This window comes from Mycolicibacterium helvum (genome assembly GCF_010731895.1).
Taxonomy (GTDB): Bacteria; Actinomycetota; Actinomycetes; order Mycobacteriales; family Mycobacteriaceae; genus Mycobacterium; species Mycobacterium helvum.
In genome coordinates this window covers 4,486,407-4,504,396 of the sequence record NZ_AP022596.1, presented here as the reverse complement: position 1 = coordinate 4,504,396, position 17,990 = coordinate 4,486,407, and the positions used below count along the sequence as shown (strand labels likewise).

The window sequence follows — 17,990 nt, the reverse complement described above, 5'->3', positions numbered from 1 at the left end:
CCGGTCACCCGCACATCATCGGCGAGGGCCAGGAGCTCAGCAGATCCGCGGGAGCTGTTCGCCGAGTTCACGTTCGATCACACGAGTGGTGCCGAACGCCGTGCGTCCGACCACCATGCCCGGGTGTTCCTCCACCGCCCGGCCGATGACGACCGCACCCGCCCCCTCGGGTCGAGATCGCATCGCCTCCAGCACTACCGCACTGAACGCGGGATCGACGAAGGCCACCAGCTTGCCTTCATTGGCGACCTGCAGGGGATCCAGCCCCAGGAAGCTGCAGGCCGAGGACACCGCGTCGGGCACCGGAATGAGGTGCTCGTCCAGTTCGACGCCGACGCCCGCGGCGCGGGCGATCTCGACGGTCGATGCGACCAGCCCGCCGCGAGTCGGATCACGCAGCACGTGCACGACATTGGGGTCTGTCACGGCGGCCAGCATCGCAGCCACCAGTTGGTGCAGCGGTGCGCTGTCGGTGGTCACCGTGGTTCCGAAGTCGATGCCCTCGCGCACACTCATGATGGCCACGCCGTGTTCACCGATGTTGCCCGACACGATGACATGGTCGCCGGGACGGGCTTGCTCAGGTCCGATGCGCACTCCATCGGGCACCACCCCGACACCGGCGGTGTTGATGAAAAGCCCGTCCGCACTGCCCTTTCCGACGACCTTGGTGTCGCCGGTGACAATGCTCACCCCCGCCTCGGCGGCCGCCTTGCCCATGGTCTGTGCGACGGCGCCCAACACCTCAAGCTCCAGGCCCTCTTCGATGATGAAGCCGGCCGTCAGTCCCAGCGGCTGCGCACCGCTGCACGCCAGGTCGTTGATCGTGCCGTTGACGGCCAGATCACCGATGTTGCCGCCCGGGAAGAACAGCGGATTGACCACATAGGAGTCGGTGGTCAAGGCGATGCGCCCGCCGGCAACGGTCAGCACAGCGGAATCGCGGGCCGGTCCGCCCCCCGAGCCGAAGGCCGGCAGGAACAGGTTTTCGATGAGTTCCTCGGACAGGATGCCGCCACCGCCGTGCCCGAGCAGGATCCGCTTGGTCTCGCGCAGCGGCAACGGACACACCCAATCCGACGGGTCGATCGTCACCGGATCAGACATGGGCCGCGGTCTCCAGCCTGCGGAACTGGTAGTACGCCGCACACGCACCTTCACTCGACACCATGGTGGCGCCCAGCGGGGTCCGGGGCGTGCAGGTCTTGCCGAACGCCGGGCACTGGTTGGGTTTGAGCAGGCCCTGCAATACCTCGCCGGCATGGCATTCCGCAGACTCCTGCACCCGCAGCTGCCCGACGCCGAACCTGAGCTCGGCGTCGAAGTCGGCGTAGCGCGGCGAGATCGCCCACCCCGACTTGGGAATCATGCCGATACCGCGCCACTGCCGGTCGACTACCGAGAAGACGTCGGCCAACGCCTGCTGCGCCACGGTGTTACCGGCGTCGCTGACCGCCCGCGGGTAGGCGTTGCGCAACGCAACCTGGCCCGATTCGAGCAGCTCGACCACCTGGCGTACCCCCTCCAGCAAGTCCAGCGGCTCGAATCCGGTCACCACGATGGGCACCTTGAACCGCTCGACGAGTGGCCCGTACTCCCCGGTGCCCATCACGGTGCACACGTGGCCGGCGGCCAAGAAGCCCTGCACCCGATTCGTCGGGGAACTGAGGATGGCCGTCATCGCGGGGGGAACCAGCACATGGGAGATCAGCACTGAGAAGTTGGTCAGGCCCAGCCGTTGGGCGTGGATGACCGACATGGCGTTGGCCGGCGCGGTGGTTTCAAACCCGACACCGAAGAACACCACCTCTTTGTCGGGGTTATCGGCGGCAATCCGAGTGGCATCCAACGGCGAGTAGACGATACGCACGTCCCCGCCGCGGGCACGCACGCTGAACAGGTCGTGGCGACTACCGGGTACCCGCAACATGTCGCCGAACGAGCAGAAGATGACCCCGTCGCGGGCGGCGATCTCCAGCGCGCGGTCGATCATCTCCAGCGGGGTGACGCACACCGGGCAACCAGGTCCGTGAATGAACTCGACCGCACCGTCAAGTAACTGATCGAGACCGTTTCTGATGATCGAATGTGTCTGCCCACCACAGACTTCCATGATGGTCCAGGTGCGAGTTGCCTGCCGTCTGATCGCGTCGACCAAGGTCTTGGCGGCCGCCGGATCGCGGAATTCGTCGAGATACTTCATGCCGGTTCCCGCCTACCCTGACCCTCGATGCCGTCGAGTTCATCGGCCAGGAGGCCGAGGTCTTCGAACATCTTCAATGTTTCGTTGGCCGATGCCTCGTCGAGCCGGGTGATCGCGAAACCCGCATGGACGATGGTGTATTCGCCGATCTGCATGTCGGGCAGATACGCCAGACACACCGTCTTGGTGGTGCCGCCGAAGTCGACGGTAGACATCCGGGTTCCGGCTTCCTCCCAGATTTCGATCACCTTGCCGGGGATTCCGAGGCACATACGCCGTTCCTTTCCGATCCGGTCGCCGGTTCCGCGCCATTCAGCCTCGCGGCGACAATGGCAGCCTGGCCGAGCGCCAGGCCGCCGTCATTACACGGCACAGTTCGATGGCTGAGGACCTCGAATCCACGCTCACCGAGCGTGTGCCGAAGTCCCTGCAGCAGAGTTCGATTCGCGAACACGCCGCCTGTCAACCCGATCACCGAGATTCCGGCGGCCTGCGCGCACCCGGCGGCCGCCGTGGCGGTGGCACGGATCACCGCATGATGGAAGCCGGCAGCCAAGTCGGCAACCGGGGTGCCACCGCGCAGACCCTCGACGATCCCGGCGATCACCGGCAGGGGGTCCAGCACGCCATCGGCCACACCGAAATCCAGCGCACAGGGCTGCCCACGTCGGCCCAGGTGCTCGAGCTCCACTGCGGCCTGACCTTCGTAACTGACTTCATGGCAGACGCCCAACAGACTTGCCACCGCGTCAAAAAGCCGGCCCATGCTGGTGGTCGGCACGCAGCCAAGGCCGCGCGGGATCTGCTGGCCCAAGATGTGCAGCCCGGTCTCGTCGAGTGACGCCACCGGCGGCAGGTCGGCGGTCCACTCGATACCGGCACGGTGCAGCAGGTCCAGCGCGATGCGGGCGGGGTGGCGGGCGGCGCCGTCGCCGCCGGGTAGTGCAAACTCCCGGAGGTGACCGACCCGGGTGAACCGGGTTGCGTCGGTGATCGCGAGAAGCTCACCGCCCCAGATCGTGCCGTCGGTGCCGTAGCCGGTGCCGTCGTAGGTGACAGCGATGATCGACGTCCCCAGCCTTCGGTGCTCGGCGAGCAGCGAGACGGCGTGGGCGTGGTGGTGTTGGACGGCGACGACGGGCCGCCCCTCGGCGTATCGGTGCGCCCACGCCACGGTGGCGTAGCCAGGATGCATGTCGCAGGCGATCACATCGGGTGTGCGGTCGGTCATAAAGGCCAGGTGATCCAGGGCTGCTTGGAAACAACCCTGGGTGCGCGGGTCGGCCATGTCACCCAGATGCGAGGACATATGGGCGTGCCCGTCGCCGCCCATCAGGCAGAAAGTCGTCTTCAAGTCGCCACCGGTGGCGAGGATGACGCGGTCGGGTGAGCACCCTGGTACCGAAACCGGCAACGGGGCGTACCCGCGCGAGCGGCGCACTGGCAACTGGGCGCCTCGATCGTCGATCGCGATCACCGAGTCCTCGCAGGGTACGTGGATGGGCCGGTCATGGGTGAGGACGGCGTCTGCCAGGCCGTCGATCCAGCCCAAATCGGAATCTCGGAAGACGATGGGCGACCCGCCCTGGTTGGCCGACGTCATCACCAGCGTCATCGAGCCGCCGAGCCGGTCGAAGAGCTGGTGGTGCACCGGCGTGTAGGCGAGCATTACGCCAAGGTCGCCCAGCTCCGGCGCCACCTCGTCGGCAACCCCGCCAGGCCGGCGGGCAACCAGCACGATCGGCGCCGACGGCGAGGTCAGGGCGGCGGCAACCACGTCATCGAGCACCACGACGTCGCCGGCGGCGGCCAGGTCGGCGACCATGACCGCGAAGGGCTTGGCCGGTCGGTTCTTGCGCCGGCGTAGCTCGGCGACGGCGGATGCGTCGTCGGCACGGCAGGCCAGATGAAAGCCGCCGATCCCCTTGACCGCGACGATGTGTCCGTCGCGCAGTGCGGCCGCTGCGGCCCCGATCGGGTCGGTGATGTCGGGCTCGCCGCCGGCCGGCAGCCAGCTCAACCGGGGTCCGCAGTCCGGACAGGCGACGGTCTGGGCGTGATAGCGGCGATCGATTGGGTTCTGATACTCCGCGGCGCAGGCCGGGCACATGGGGAATCCGGCCATGGTGGTGGCCGGCCGGTCATAGGGCAGGTCCGTGATCACGGTGTAGCGCGGCCCGCAGTTGGTGCACGTGATGAACGGATGCCCGTAGCGGCGGTCGGCCGGGTCACGCATTTCGCGCAGGCAGTCCGCGCATACTGCGATATCCGGCGGGACCAGGGTGCGCGAGGCATCCCCGACACGACTGCCGACGATCTGAAAGCCATTGTCACCGTTGGGTTCCATGCGTCGACTGCGCACGCTGTCGATGCGTGCCATCGGCGGTGGGCGGAGCCTGATCGCGGCGATCGCCGCTTCCACATCGACGGCCGTGCCCTCCAACTCGCAATGGACCGACCCGGCGTCGTTGTACACGAAACCGCCGAGCCTGAACTCGGCCGCGACCCGCGCGACCGCCGGGCGAAATCCGACGCCCTGCACCACACCGGTGATGTGGAGACGCACCCGTACATTCATCGGGTCGCCTTCGCCTCAGCCCGCCGGACGCAGGGGTAGAACGGTGCTCATGAACCTCCTGAGCAAAACACGGCCGCCCGCGGCGGAGGGCTGTCCGCACGGGTAGGTAACACCAACGCTAGTCCCGCGGTGGTATGACCACAATCACAATCTCGCACCGAAAGTCTGCGCTTTTCCGTCCAGAATCCCCTCGGCTGCACCTGCGCTGCGCTGTAAGGTGCAGGCCTGCCCGATACCGAAGATAGAAAGACCACCGTGCACGAATTATCGCTGTGCCACGCGATCGCCGGGGCGGTGAAGCCCTATGCGGTTGGCCGTCGTGTCGACGTGGTGCGGGTCCAGATCGGCGCGCTGCGACAGGTGGTTCCCGAGTCATTGTCGTTCTGCTGGACCCTGGTCCGCGATCACGAGAGCCTGGCCGAGGCCGAGTTGGAGCTTGAGTTCATCGCCGCCGAGGTGTCCTGCCGCAGCTGTGGGCAGCGTTGCGAGATCACCTCCCGATTTTCGGTGTGCTGCCCGCATTGCGACAGCGCCGACGTCGAGGTTGTTCGGGGCGAAGAGTTCCTGGTCACCTCGCTCGACGTGACATGACCGGCGATCACGTGAAAGGTCTTCAGCATGGGTAGATTTCATCGCCACGACGACGGCACTGTGCACGACCACGACCACGACCACGACCACGACCACGACCACGACCACGGTGACCACAGCGGTTATTCCACCGGCGCGGAGCGCATCGAAGTGCTCGAGCACATCTTCGCCGAGAACGACACTCGTGCCGATATCAACCGGGCTGCTTTCGAAAGCAACGGGATCCGGGCGCTGAACTTGATGAGCTCCCCTGGCTCGGGCAAGACGACCGTGCTGGCCGCCACGCTCGACGAGCTGGCCGGTGACCTCGCGGTCGGCGTGATCGAGGGTGATATCGCCACCGACCTCGACGCCGCCAAGCTCGGCGGCCGCGGCGCTCAGATCTCCTTGCTGAACACCAGCAACGGCTTCGGTGGCGAATGCCACCTTGACGCGCCGATGGTCAACCGCGCACTTGTTGGGCTTGACCTGCCGTCGCTGGATCTGGTGATCATCGAGAACGTCGGTAACCTGGTGTGCCCAGCCGAGTTCGACGTCGGTGAGCATGCCAAGGTGATGGTGTATTCGGTGACCGAGGGCGAGGACAAGCCACTGAAGTATCCGGTGATGTTCCGCTCGGTCAGTGTCGTATTGCTGAACAAGATCGACCTCGTGCCCCACCTTGATGTCGACATCGACACCTATCTGACTCGAGTTCGTGCGGTGAATCCATCGGCGAAGGTGTTCCCGGTGAGCGCACGCACCGGCGAGGGCATGTCCGACTGGTTCGATTGGCTCCGCGGTTTCGCGTCAGAACAGGTGAGTGCTACCTAGCCCGAACGAGGCTCGCCGGTAACGTCGACAACACGACGCCACCCGGACGCTCAGACGCTCAGACCGACCAGGCCCGGGTCGAATGTGGCTCGCGCGGCCACCGAAGCGGCGGCGGCGGAAACCACCAGGGCTGAATCCCTTTCATACCCTTTGGGGAATACGATCTCCGCGCTGTCCGGGCTGTCGCGGTGGGCCATCAGCCAGTCGTACAGCAGCCAATCCACCGCGCAGGTCACCGCCAGCGGATCGGCCTGCGGTGAACGAGCCGCCGACACCACTGCCTGCAGGGCATCGCGATGCTCCTTGCGCGCGGCGTCCTTGTTCACCCCAGAGCTGTCGAAGAACAGCATCGCCAATGTCAGCGGAAACCGTTGGCCCGCCTCGGTCCGCACCACCCAGCGGCCACCCTTCCACGGCTTGTCCGGATCGACCTGATGAAATTCGCCGAAGCCACCGATGACTCCGATCGACGGGTCATCGAGTTCACCATCGAACGGCGCCGGCCCCAGCAAGTCCAGTGGCAGGCGCGCCCTTATCGAGAACAAGGCCGCCGTACCGATGATCTTTCCGGCCCGCACGTCAGCGCTGAGACCGGAAGTATCCAGTGCCACGGCATATTCGAAGCACAATCGGTCCAGCGTACGGTGCAGTTCGACCAGACTGTCCCGTTCGTCGGCGCCGGCCGGCGCTCTGCCGCCACCCAGAATGTCACCGAATCGGTCCGCGGCGGCGATCAGCGCATCGTCGAGCGCTTCGAGGTGGGTGGCCACCAGCCGGTCCGGTTCGTCGTCATCGACCAGCAGCGCCTGCAACGACGTCGGTCTGCCCGTCGTCGTTGCCCAGTAAAATCCGATCTGGTTGTCTCCCTGAATTATTCGGGGTCTCACGTTCGCCGCCAGATCATCACCCGATTGTTGCCGGAGTCGGCGACGGCAAGTGTGTCGCCGCGCAGTGACAGCCCGTAGGGCCAGCACAGCGTGTCGCGCTGTACCGACGTCCATCGGTTCTCGCCGTTGGAACTGAAGTCCGGCTGGGCCAGCACATGATCGGCGCCGCGCCCATCGGTCGGTACACCGTCCCACAACAGGATCCGGTTGTTGGCGGTGTCGGCCACCGCGAGCCGTTGACCATCCAGGCAGCTCGCATACGGGAACCGAAAGCGATCTGATGTGTGTGGCCCATAGGGCCATTCGAGCGCGCTGGTGAAGTCGGGTTGACCGAGCACCGAATCGGCGTCCCGGTCGACGTCCGGCGGCGGCGACCATCCCAGCAGACGGTGATCTCCGGCGTCGGCGACCAGCAGCAGATCCCCGTGACCGGTGATGTCATGGGGCCAGCGGAAAGAGGCGGGCCCGACGGCGCCGCCCCGGTTTTCCTCCCGTGCCGTGGCATCCGGCTGGCCGAGCACCACGTCGGCAGGTTGGTCGGACTCCGGAATGCCGTTGAGCCAGCCCAGAACCCGCCGATTTCCGGTGTCGGCGACCCAGAATGCCGAGCCGACGACACCGATACCGAACGGCCAATACAGCGTCGACGCCGAACAGCCACCGCCCCGGTTCTCCACCACCGAGTGGACATCTGGCTGACCCAGCACGAAGTCGGGCGCCACATCACTGATCTGCGGCACGGTGTTCCACACCAGGATCCGGTGATGCCAGGCGTCGGCGACGATCAACCGGCCGTCGTGCACGAGTACCCCGGTCGGCAGATTCATCCCCCGCTCCGGACCCCGGCCACCCGCCGCGTGGCCCTCGGACTCTCCGTCGGGCTGGCCGAGTACCACGTCGGCTGGTTGCTCGTCATGCTCAGGTATTCCGTGCCAGATCAGCACACGATGATTCCCCGAGTCGGCCACCACGACGTGCCGCTCGTCGACAAACACCCCACGCGGGGAATACATCCACGCCATCGACGGTCTGGCCGGCGGCAAGGCCAGCCCCCCTGGTGCCGGTGCACCCAGCCACAATGCCGGCGACCACCCGTCGGTCAGGTCCACCGCCGGCACCACGTCGGCTCGCGTACCCAGTCCGCTGATGTTGTGCCGAACGGTGTAACGGCTCATCGGGCAGGCATTTTCATGGGTGGGAATGTCACAGCCCGACACGCACCCAGACGACACCGCCGTCGACTCGCAGCGGCAGTTGTTCCAACTGGACGCCAGGTGCGCTGAGGCACTCCCCCGACGTCGCGTCATAGCAGAATCCATGCCAGGGACAGGTCAGCGTGTTGTTGCTCAGATCGAGCACCGCGTTGTCCAGCGGAAGGGCCTCATGAGCACACTCGTTGCGGTAGGCCGATAGCCGCTGACCGGCATTGACCACGATCACCTCCGCATGCTCCCCCGTGGCGGTCATCAGGCGCAACGAGGACAGCTCATCGACGGCAAGGGCGGCGGCCGGCCCGACCTCGACCCAGCCCTCACCGGCTGGGTCACGCCCGATCCGTAGCGCTTCAAGCGGGATCAGGGTCGGTGTCGGTTCGTTGGGCAACACCTCCACCGCAGCGATGGCCGGAACCCCTTGCACAAGCGCTTCTTCGACGAGATTCCGCAACGTCACCGCCGACATGGAGCAGCCGTTGCAGGCGCCCTCCAGGCGGACGAACGCGGTGGCGTCCTCCACTCGTACCAGTGTCACGTCCCCACCGTGGCTGTTCAATTGCGGGCGCACCGCGGCCAGCACCTGGTTCGCGTGGGTGACCGGGTCCGGTCGCACGATCCCGTGCAGCGAGAACAGAAGATGGACCGTGGGATCGTCCACCAACTCGAACAGCACCTCCCTGGCGGTGTCGTCGGAACGCAATCGGCGCACGATCGTCACCAATCCGGCGCGGTGGATCTCTTCGATCGCCGACTTGAGTTCTTCGGCCACTCCCCGCGCCGAGGCGTCGAGCCCGGCCAGCGCAGCGACAGCGTCATCGACACGGGTGGCGAGTTCCTCGAAACTCGGCTCGGTCGCGATCCGTTCAGTGGTCGTCGACATCGCCGACCTCCGTCCTGGCCAGCGTGGTCTGTCGAGCGATCTCGTCGAGCACACCGCGAACCGTGCGCACCGAATCGTCGTCGCCCAGCTCCTCGAACAGGAACCGGGCCTCGTACAGTTTGGCTTTCGCCTGATCGAAGGCACCCAGGTGCGCCAGTACATTGCCCTGATTGGCCAGCACCCGGGCCCGGCCCATCGGATCGCTTTCTCGGCCACGGGCTTCCAAGACCGCCTCGTAGAGTTCGACGGCCTCCACCAGGTTGTCGGCCTGGTGTTTGGACGGGGTGTACACCAGCGAATTGGCGAGGTTCAGCTGAACGCTGGCCCACTGTTCGGGGTACTCCTCGCGGGTGTACACCTTGAGCGCCGAACGCAGCGACTGCGCCGCGACGCCCAACCGCAGCTGATCGGAGGCCTCCGTCATCGGCATCGTGAGGTATGCCGTCGCCAGGTTGGCGTGCGCAGACGCCCACAGCAATGGAGCCTCGTCGCGCAACACCAACTGCAAGGCCGAATGATAATGCGGCACAATGACTGCCAGCAGCTCAGGGCGCTGCGGCGCCTGCTCGTGTAGCAGTCCGGCCAGGTGCAGATGCAGTTCGGCGCGGGCAATGCGCAAACCGTCGGCACCCTCGAGCGCTTTGAGCGCTGCCTCCAACCGGCGTACCGCGGCGGCGGGGTCGGCGTGCGCGGCAATCGACGCCGACGCCCCGAGCAGGACACCACGCAATGGCTGGGAAACGGCGGCAGCCTCGTCAGCGGCGCGATCGAGCAGCGCGACCGCCTCCGATTCTTCGCCAAGCTGAAACGCCCGGCTGGCCTGTGCCGACAACACGAGAGCGGCGAGCTCAGCGCTGGCCGACCCCACAACCGGCGGGTCATCGGTCCTGCCGACCGCGAACAGCACGACATCCACGAGAACGCCGAAGTCGCCCAGTAGCGACCGCAATTCGTCCGGATCTTCGGCATCGGGATCCATCACGAACCGGTTGTACCGGGTCACCGGGTCGTCACCCCGCAGCAGTTCCAGCGCACCGTCTCGGTCGCCGGCCAAGGCCAACTCGTGCGCGCGCAGCCCCGCGGGCCACCGCGGGCAGTTGCCGGCGAGCAGCGCCGCGCGCGCCTCTTCGGTTTCCGGGGACGCGGGAATCAGCATGTAGCCCAGCGGAAGCGCGAAGGTACCCAGCGGCTGCGGGCGGACCGCGAGGACGTCCCCGACCACCAGATCGGTGTTGGCAAGTGTGGTCAAAGCATCCCCTTCGTCAGCCGTGAATGGGTCCGCGGATATCGCGTTCGGCGGCTCGTCTGATCAGTCCGGCCGACAATTCGGCGCGGGCCCTGGTGTGGTGGGTGTCGATGCGCTTACGCACAACACCGTCGGCGAACACCACGACGACGTCGACCGCCCAACGGCCGTGCTCCTGCACCACGACGGTCTGCACGTCCAGCGCGTCGTCGGTGGAACTGCCGCTCCGCACGGTGGTTTTGGGGCGCGGCTCGTCACACACGAGAATCACCGGACCGGACCCAGTGGAACCAGTGGAATCCGCAATGCTTGCTGTGCATCATCCCAGAATGCCTGATGGGTGCCGGTGACGGGCTGGTCTCCGAGTACCTCGCGCACCAGCAGCGATCGGTCACCGGCCGGGTTCCGCTGCTTGAGCAGCAGCCCGCCGCTGCGCGGTCCGCGCAGTGGGATCAGCCAGAGGTCGTCGTCGCGCACCATCGCCGCCACTGCGTCCGACGGAAACCTACTGGCCGCCAACACCGCATCGAGCCGAATGTAACCGTCGTCGGTGAACTGCACCGAGATGTCGTCGTCAGGCGTCGGCCGCAGGGGACCCAGATAATCTCGCTCGAGGAGTTCGATCACGTGCTCCATCGCCGCCTGCACCGGTTCGGAGAGGTCGGCCCCCAACTCGACGCCTGATGCCTCGATCAGAAACACCGTGATGTCGCTGGGGCACGCGTCGGCCAGTACCCAGCGGGCGAAGGCGATCGCATGATCCCACCGGAAGGAGTGGGTGTGCAGGCCCTGCAACGGGGGCAGTTCCGTCAGCTCCTCGGCGGGTACCCGATACACCGTCCCGGGTGCGGCGCCGGTGGCCGATGCGTCGACGATGACGACGCGGCCGGCACCGCGCATCTGGAAGGCGACGTCCATGCCTGCCGTGCCGCCATCCACCAGACGCGCCCCGGTGGGCACCCCACGTTCCCAGAGGTGGCGAACCAGAACCGGACCGACACCGTCGTCGCCGCGCAACAGGTTGCCGCAGCCCACCACCAAGACCGCGCACCCAGGCGGCTCGATATCCAGCGGAGGTACGTGGATATCGGGACCGCCTGAGGCGCTGCGGGAGTCGTGCGCCTCGGGCTCGACCGCCGGGATCACACCATTCCGTTGATGACGAACTTTGAGAGCTCCTTGCCGGTCTTGCGGTCGTAGGCGTGCACCGTACACACCAGGCAGGAGTCGAAGCTGCGAGCCACATGGCCCAGTTCGACCGGATCGTCTGGATCCACGATCGGCGAACCCACCAGGGCCTTCTCGATCGGACCCAGGACATCGTTGCCGTCCCGCGGGCCGATATTCCACGCCGTCGGAGTGATCACCTGATAGTTCTTGATCTTGTTGTCCTCGATCACGATCCAGTCGGCCAGCGAACCGCGGGCCGCCTCGGTCGCGCCGAAACCCTTGCCCTCGGCGTACTCCGTTGGCTTGGTGTAGAAGCTCTCCTTCAGGTTCAGCTGGTCCAGCCAGGACTTCACCCACTTGTAGTACTTCGGCGCTTCGTGCACGCGGGCGAGCTGGCGCGTCAGCACGCTCGGGCCGATCTTGTTCATGATGTCGACGAACAGCGGGTCGTTGTCCTGGTGCGGCCCGGCATTCGGTCCGCCGGCCGCGATCCGGCGGGCCAGGGGCCCGGCCTCCAACGGGATGTTGCCCAGATCGCCGACGGCGTAGCGCGGCGATTTGGCCCAGCTGTACTTGCCCTGCTTCTTGCCTTCTTCTGGATCGAGAGGGATGGTCTCGCCCTCGAACGGGTGCAGCGGCCCGCTGCCCTGATAGAAGGAATGACTGGTGTCCTCCCGCACATTGGCCTGGTCGAACTCGTACCACTGGCCCTGGGCATAGACCCCGCCACGCCCGATCAGGGCCGCATTCCTGCCCTCGATGGTGGGATTCTCGTACAGCGTGGGATCGAAATAGGTGCCGGTCGAAATGTAGTTGCCGACGCCCTGGCCGTATTTGTCCAGTCCGATGTCCAGCGCATAGCGGATGAAGAACCCGCAGTCGCTGTTGTACTGGGACTCGTTCTCGTCGACCCAGGCCAGCACGTCCTCCCAGGTCTTGTTCTCCAGCCAGCGGTCGATGCTGCAACCCAGCCATTCGGCCTCGAGCCAGTTGTCCTTCCAGTGCTCGAGGATCGCGATCGAGCGCGTCACATCCGACAGCGTCGGAGCGCACATCACGCCGCCGGGCACCATGAAACTCGAGTGCGGCCACTGCCCTCCGAAGATGGCGTAGACCTCGACCGGCTTGTTCGACAGCACCACACCCTTCTGGTAGCTGGTGCCGACGTACGGCGCGAAGCGGCGCACGGCTTCGTCGTACATCTTCGACTTGGCGTAGTTCTTGTTGGTCAAGTCGATGGCGAACAGCGCGTAGAAGTACCGCGGAATCGATTGCAGCGTCTCGCATGCCTGCGCGATGTTGCGGATCAGCGTGGCGTTCGCTGGCATGTGGGTGCGCCAAGCGGTGTCCAGGGCGTAGGCCGACTTGTACAGGTGACTGCCGCCGCAGATACCGCAGATGCGAGGACAGACGACGAGTCCGGCCTGGGGGTCCTTACCCCGCAGGATGATCTCGAAGCCGCGGAACATCGCGGCTTCGGTCCAGGCCGAGGTGACGACACCGTCGTCGATGGTGACCCGGACGTCGAGGTCACCCTCGACGCGGCCCAGTGGGCTGACGTAGAGGTCGAGCGCTGTCATGGAAGTCCTCCAAAAGGTTTGAGCTGAACCAGGGCTGGTGGTTTCGGCGTGGCTAGACCACGAACATGTCTTCCTTGGACCACTGCGGTGCCGCGATCCGGGCTGCCGCAGCGTGAGCCATGTACGTGAGGTGGTCAGATCCCTCGGGGACTTCCTTGGGGATCACTCCGCCGACCTTCTGGGTCTTGAACAGCGTTCCCGGCGCCAGGTCGAAGTGCGGGAACTCCGGCTCGGTGCAGCCCAGGCACGGCATGCCGGCACGGGTCTTCGACGACTGCCGGTTCCACAGGATGCGGTTGCAGGGCGAGTGCGTCATCGGGCCGCGGCAGCCGAACTCATAGAACAGGCAGCCGGTGCGGGTGCCCTCACCGAACGACATCGTCGACTGTTTGTACTCGAAGAATTGCACACGGGTGCAACCGGTTTGGGTGAAGGTCTTGAAGAAGGTCTCTGGCCGGTGCAGCTCGTCGAGGGCGATGTCGCCCGCGCGGCCGGTGGCCAACGCGACGATGATCTGGGTGATCCAGTCCGGGTGCGCCGGGCAGCCTGGGATGTTGATGACGGGCAGGCCCATCTTGGAGCGGAAGTCCGGACCGAGGAATCCGCCTTTGTCGCGCTTGTGGAACTGCAGGCCGGTCGAGGCCGACGGGTTGGGCTCCATTGCGGGGATGCCGCCCCAGCAGGCGCAGTCACCGATCGCGACGACGATCTGCGCGGCGCCGGCCAGGTCGGTGACCCAGTCCTTCATCGGCCGGTCGGCGAACATGTCCATTCGGCCGGTGCCGTTCGGGGCCTCGATCACGCTGCCCTCGAAGACGAAGATGTCGAGCGGGCGCTCGCCCTTGGCGCAGTCCCAGAAGACCTTCTGTGCGTTCTTGCCGAGTTCCAAGCCCAGCGACGGGTGCCAGATCAGGTCCAGACCGAAGTCGACGATCAGGTCGACGACGTTGGGTTCCTCGGCGTTGAGGAACGACATGGTGTTACCACTACACGCCCCTCCCTGAAACCACAGAACAGAAGCCATGCAGAACTCCTCTCAGATGACGGCCCAGGGCGAGGCCGAAAGTGTTGGGGCTAAAGGAACAATCCGAGGGTTCGACAGACAGGCGGGTGCCACTACTGGCCCACTTGACGGCCGAAGGAGCGGGCAACCTGAATCATGAAGCCCAGGCCCCGCACCACGTCAGGGTCTTTGGTCACCTTCCACAAACCGAACAGACCCTTCGGGCCGCCCGGGGCGGCGGCGGCGGCCTTTCCGTCGACCAGCGCCTGACCCAGCGCCGCCAGCACCTCGGCCGTCTGGGGGTCGGTCAGCCGCGAGGACAGCAGGCTGTTGAGGGCCGGAGCGGCCCCGACGAGTGAATTCGACAGCGTGGCAAGGCTTTGCGCCAGACTCTGCAAGTCGACACTCTTCAGCGCCTCGGCGCCGGGCACACCGGCCACCGATGCACCCTTGAAGTCGTTGACGGCGCAGGACAGCGAGTCGGCGATGACGTCGCCGCGCCGGACCAAGCCATCCAGGCCGGTGACCAGCACCGCGAGCAGATCGGCGTGGTCGAGCAGGTTGTTCAGCGATGCGGCGACCTTGGGATCGTCGAGTTTGTCGCGGATCTGATCGGCGGGCGATACCGCGACTGCCTGGCCGTTAGCCGTCATCCGAACCTCCCGCTGGCAAATGTGGTTTCGATCACAAGCTAGCGGGACACCGTCGGCATGCCTATCGCTTTCACGCAGTAGCTGTCAGGATTGCGCAAAGTTCAGCGCGCTGATGCGCGCCCGGGCGTTAGGAGACTTGCATGATTACCGCTGATAATTTATTCAAAATGCCGCTTTGAGCCGAGAATCCCATGGTCAGCGCTGATGCACCGGCTCACCCGACTCGGCTACATCGACATCCGCCGCACCAGCAACCCGGTGCGGCGCAAAGTGCGATCCCGCGGGGTGCCGCCCGCGCTGGCCAATAATGAGATCTTCTACACCGAGAACATTGCGGAGGCGTCGCGGCTGATCGCCAAGACGTTGGGCCCGCTGAACCTCACCGTCAGCCCCGACGAGGTCAGCGGCTTCGCCGCCACCATGCACGGGGTGCGGCTGCGCAATGTCAGCATGCTCTACCTCGACGTCCATGTGGCCGCTGCGGTCGATATCCCGCTGCTGGGACCCTTCTACGGCGTACACATGCCGATGAACGGACGCGCGGTCGTCGAACACCGGGGCCACACCTTTGAGGCCAACACGATCCGCTCGGCGGTGACCAGTCCGGGAATGTCGCTGCGAATGGCGGTCGATCATGACTCGCCCCAGCTGATCATCCGGGTCGAGGAACGGGCGATGACCGCACACCTGACCCGCCTGCTGGGTCGCAGCCTCGCCCGTCCGCTGGTGTTCGAGCCCGAGTTCGACATGTCCACCGAAGCCGCGATGCGCTGGCATGCGGCGGTGCAGCTGATCCACACCGAGGTGTTCCACGAAGGTTCCCTGATCCAGCGCGGGCAGGGTATTGGCGCAGTCGAGGAACTGGTCATGAGCAGCCTGCTCCAGCTGCAGCCGTCGAACTATCACGAGGAGTTCCTGGCTCCGCCACCCTCGGATCAACGCCGGGCCGTGGTGCAGAACGCGATGAACTACATCGAGGACCACCTGGCCGAGCGGATCACCATGGACGCGCTCGCCAAGGCCGTGCATATGAGCGTGCGCTCGATCCAGCAGGGCTTCCGCGAGGAACTGGGCATGACCCCGATGAGCTTCGTGCGCGAGCGACGGCTCGAACGCGCCCACGAGGAGCTGGCCGACGCGCTGCCCTCCGACGGTGTGACGGTCACCCAGGTAGCCGAACGCTGGGGCTTCAACCATCTGGGCAGCTTCGCCGTCGAGTACCGCAAACGCTGGGGTGAGGCGCCATCAGAAACTTTGCGGCGCTGAGTGATTCGCGTCTATTCCAGCTGATCTGCGGTGACCCCGTCGAGGGGGATTGTCACGATGACGGTGGTTCCCGCTCCCGGTCGCGACCGGACCGTGAGCCGGCCGCCGACGAGTTCGGCGCGCTCCGCCATCGACAACATGCCGTAACCGTCCGACGAGGGCGTCCCAGGCACGGTCTCGAAACCCACGCCGTTGTCGGCGACCTCAAGCATGGCCACCCCGTCATTGACGGCAAAGCGAACCGTCGCGACCAGAGCGCGGGAGTGCTTGACGACGTTCTGAAGTCCTTCCTGCGCAATGCGATACAGCGCGACCTCGATATGTTCGGGCAGCCGTTCGTCCACCAGGTCGAGATCCAGATCGACCTCAGGGATAGAGGTGGCCAAACTGGCCAGGCCACCGGCCAGGCCCAGGTCGTCCAGCACCGGCGGACGCAAGCCGCTGATCGCTGAACGCGCCTCGGCCAGCGTGAGATCCACCAAATCCCTGGCCTTTTCGAGCTGTTCGGCGGCCGAGTTCTGGTCGGCGTCGTCGACGGCGCGGGCCGCGGCATCGAGTCGATAGGTCAACCCGACCAGCCGCTGCGAGATGCCGTCGTGGATGTCACCGGCGAGACGGCGGCGCTCGCTCTCCTGTGCGGCGATCACCTGCTCGGCGAAGTTCTCGTGCGCACGTTCGCGCGCAGAGAGCTGGCGGTGCAGCCGCGCCTGGTGCAGCGCGCCGGCGATGAGCCGGCCGATGACGAGCAGCAATTCGATGTCGCGGGGCGTGAAATCTCGCCGTTCGATGGTATGCACGTTGAGCACACCCACCAAGCCACCGGGTTCGGTCTCCATCGGGACCGATGCCATCGAGGCGAAGTCCTTGCCACGCAACGCCGCAATCGGTACGTACCGCGGGTCAGCCTCCTTGTCGCTGACGATCACCACCGGTTCGCGGTGGCTGGCCACCCACCCGGATACCCCAGATCCCAACGGCATCCGGATGCGACCCACCTGCTCGTCGAACGGCGGCGTGGCGCCTGCCAACGTCAACGACCGGTCGGTGTCATCGAGAACGTGCACGAAGCAGACGTCAGATGCGGTTGCGGCGGTGATCATCCGGGCCACCGCGGCGGCCATCGGCTCGACGCCGGGACCGGTGGACGTCGCGGCGATGATATCCAGCAGCAGGGCCACTTCCTGGTCGGCATCGACGAGGCCGTGGACGGCGTGCGGGCTGACCCCCTTCGAGTGATTCATCGAAAGATGCCTTCCCGCAGGGCGGTTGCGGCGGCGCTGGTGCGATCGCTGACACCGAGCTTGCGATAGATCGAGCTGAGGTGGGTCTTGACCGTCTCCTCGCCGATCACCAGCTTGGCGGCGATGCCCCGATTGGACAGCCCCGTCACCACCAGCGACAGGATCTCGCTCTCCCGCTGGGTCAGCCCATGGCGGGCGCCCGGCCAGAACTGGTCACTCTGCAGGCGAGCCGCGGTCTCCGCCGCACGAGCGGCCAGGCCAGCGTCGATCGCCGTCGAGCCGCCGTGCACGAGTTCCAGCTGGCGAACCAGCTCGTCACTGCTGATCCCCTTCAGCAGGTACCCGGACGCGCCGACCCGCATGGCCTGAAACAGATATTGCTCGTCGTCGTAGACCGACAAGAGGATGACCTTGCGGCCGGGGTCGCGTTCTCGCATCTCCCGACACAGGTCGAGCCCACTGGCACCCTGCATCCGCACGTCACACAGCACGATGTCGGGATCCAGTTCGGCGATCACGGCCATGGCCTTCTCCGCCCCGATCGCCGCCCCAACCACCTCGATGCGTTCGGCGAACGGCGTAAGCATGGCCTTGAGGCCCTCGATGACCATTTCGTGGTCGTCGACCAGCACCACCCGTACCGTCATGGGCTTCACCGTAGTGCC

At 66.0% G+C, this 17,990-nt stretch carries 18 protein-coding genes; 3 read left to right on the top strand and 15 right to left on the bottom strand.

All coding sequences use genetic code 11. From position 1 onward, the window contains the following. Positions 1–36 precede the first annotated feature (36 nt). From hypE to hypF, 4 genes are read right to left on the bottom strand one after another with little or no spacing between them, the layout of a single operon-like run. The gene (gene hypE / locus G6N38_RS21165) at positions 37–1,107 is read right to left on the bottom strand and encodes a hydrogenase expression/formation protein HypE (protein ID WP_163749979.1); all 1,071 of its coding nucleotides are present in this window, start codon (positions 1,105–1,107) and stop codon (positions 37–39) included. Beyond that, on the bottom strand, positions 1,100–2,203 hold the full coding sequence (gene hypD / locus G6N38_RS21160; RefSeq protein WP_163749978.1) for a hydrogenase formation protein HypD: 1,104 nt from the start codon (positions 2,201–2,203) through the stop codon (positions 1,100–1,102). The genes hypE and hypD overlap by 8 nt, the downstream gene beginning before the upstream one ends. Further along, on the bottom strand, positions 2,200–2,475 hold the full coding sequence (locus tag G6N38_RS21155; RefSeq protein WP_163749977.1) for a HypC/HybG/HupF family hydrogenase formation chaperone: 276 nt from the start codon (positions 2,473–2,475) through the stop codon (positions 2,200–2,202). Before G6N38_RS21155 ends, hypD begins: the two co-directional genes overlap by 4 nt. Then, positions 2,448–4,781: a carbamoyltransferase HypF gene (gene hypF, locus G6N38_RS21150; RefSeq protein ID WP_163749976.1), complete on the bottom strand. Its 2,334-nt coding sequence runs from the start codon at positions 4,779–4,781 to the stop codon at positions 2,448–2,450. The genes G6N38_RS21155 and hypF overlap by 28 nt, the downstream gene beginning before the upstream one ends. A 255-nt stretch (positions 4,782–5,036) precedes the next feature. Here hypF and G6N38_RS21145 point away from each other — a divergent pair, with 255 nt between their 5' ends. Both G6N38_RS21145 and hypB read left to right on the top strand, forming a co-directional pair. After that, positions 5,037–5,372, top strand: a complete 336-nt coding sequence (locus G6N38_RS21145) for a hydrogenase maturation nickel metallochaperone HypA (protein ID WP_163749975.1) — start codon at positions 5,037–5,039, stop codon at positions 5,370–5,372. A 27-nt stretch (positions 5,373–5,399) separates the two neighbouring features. Continuing rightward, a complete protein-coding gene (gene hypB, locus G6N38_RS21140; protein ID WP_163749974.1) occupies positions 5,400–6,185 on the top strand; it encodes a hydrogenase nickel incorporation protein HypB in 786 nt (261 codons plus the stop codon). Between the two features lie 50 nt (positions 6,186–6,235). Here hypB and G6N38_RS21135 read toward each other — a convergent pair whose 3' ends face one another. The 9 genes from G6N38_RS21135 to G6N38_RS21095 form a co-directional block, all read right to left on the bottom strand. Next, a complete protein-coding gene (locus tag G6N38_RS21135; protein ID WP_163749973.1) occupies positions 6,236–7,072 on the bottom strand; it encodes a hypothetical protein in 837 nt (278 codons plus the stop codon). Next, on the bottom strand, positions 7,069–8,247 hold the full coding sequence (locus G6N38_RS21130) for an NHL repeat-containing protein (RefSeq protein WP_163749972.1): 1,179 nt from the start codon (positions 8,245–8,247) through the stop codon (positions 7,069–7,071). The genes G6N38_RS21135 and G6N38_RS21130 overlap by 4 nt, the downstream gene beginning before the upstream one ends. Positions 8,248–8,275: 28 nt before the next feature. Further along, a complete protein-coding gene (locus G6N38_RS21125) occupies positions 8,276–9,166 on the bottom strand; it encodes a NifU family protein (RefSeq protein WP_163749971.1) in 891 nt (296 codons plus the stop codon). Further along, entirely contained in the window at positions 9,150–10,415 is a 1,266-nt protein-coding gene (locus G6N38_RS30285) for a tetratricopeptide repeat protein (RefSeq protein ID WP_179968424.1), read from the bottom strand. Before G6N38_RS30285 ends, G6N38_RS21125 begins: the two co-directional genes overlap by 17 nt. 13 nt (positions 10,416–10,428) lie before the next feature. Then, a complete protein-coding gene (locus G6N38_RS21115) occupies positions 10,429–10,674 on the bottom strand; it encodes a hypothetical protein (RefSeq protein WP_322790542.1) in 246 nt (81 codons plus the stop codon). A 5-nt stretch (positions 10,675–10,679) separates the two neighbouring features. Further along, positions 10,680–11,450 carry a hydrogenase maturation protease gene (locus tag G6N38_RS21110; RefSeq protein ID WP_163752212.1) on the bottom strand — a complete coding sequence of 257 codons (771 nt, stop codon included), beginning with the start codon at positions 11,448–11,450 and terminating at the stop codon, positions 10,680–10,682. Positions 11,451–11,554: 104 nt separating this feature from the next. Beyond that, a complete protein-coding gene (locus G6N38_RS21105; RefSeq protein WP_163749969.1) occupies positions 11,555–13,162 on the bottom strand; it encodes a nickel-dependent hydrogenase large subunit in 1,608 nt (535 codons plus the stop codon). 52 nt (positions 13,163–13,214) lie between these two features. Then, positions 13,215–14,186 carry an NADH-quinone oxidoreductase subunit B family protein gene (locus G6N38_RS21100; protein ID WP_163749968.1) on the bottom strand — a complete coding sequence of 324 codons (972 nt, stop codon included), beginning with the start codon at positions 14,184–14,186 and terminating at the stop codon, positions 13,215–13,217. Positions 14,187–14,278: 92 nt separating this feature from the next. Further along, positions 14,279–14,818, bottom strand: coding sequence for a DUF1641 domain-containing protein (locus tag G6N38_RS21095; RefSeq protein WP_163749967.1), 540 nt, complete (start codon positions 14,816–14,818; stop codon positions 14,279–14,281). Between the two features lie 204 nt (positions 14,819–15,022). On the opposite strand from G6N38_RS21095, the gene G6N38_RS21090 reads away from it, so the two are divergent. Next, a complete protein-coding gene (locus G6N38_RS21090; RefSeq protein ID WP_163749966.1) occupies positions 15,023–16,084 on the top strand; it encodes an AraC family transcriptional regulator in 1,062 nt (353 codons plus the stop codon). A gap of 11 nt (positions 16,085–16,095) precedes the next feature. Here G6N38_RS21090 and G6N38_RS21085 read toward each other — a convergent pair whose 3' ends face one another. Together G6N38_RS21085 and G6N38_RS21080 are read right to left on the bottom strand one after the other, a co-directional pair. Continuing rightward, positions 16,096–17,325 (bottom strand): GAF domain-containing sensor histidine kinase, encoded by a 1,230-nt coding sequence (locus G6N38_RS21085; RefSeq protein ID WP_163749965.1) that lies wholly within the window; start codon positions 17,323–17,325, stop codon positions 16,096–16,098. After that, the gene (locus G6N38_RS21080; protein WP_163749964.1) at positions 17,322–17,972 is read right to left on the bottom strand and encodes a response regulator; all 651 of its coding nucleotides are present in this window, start codon (positions 17,970–17,972) and stop codon (positions 17,322–17,324) included. The genes G6N38_RS21085 and G6N38_RS21080 overlap by 4 nt, the downstream gene beginning before the upstream one ends. Positions 17,973–17,990 lie beyond the last annotated feature (18 nt).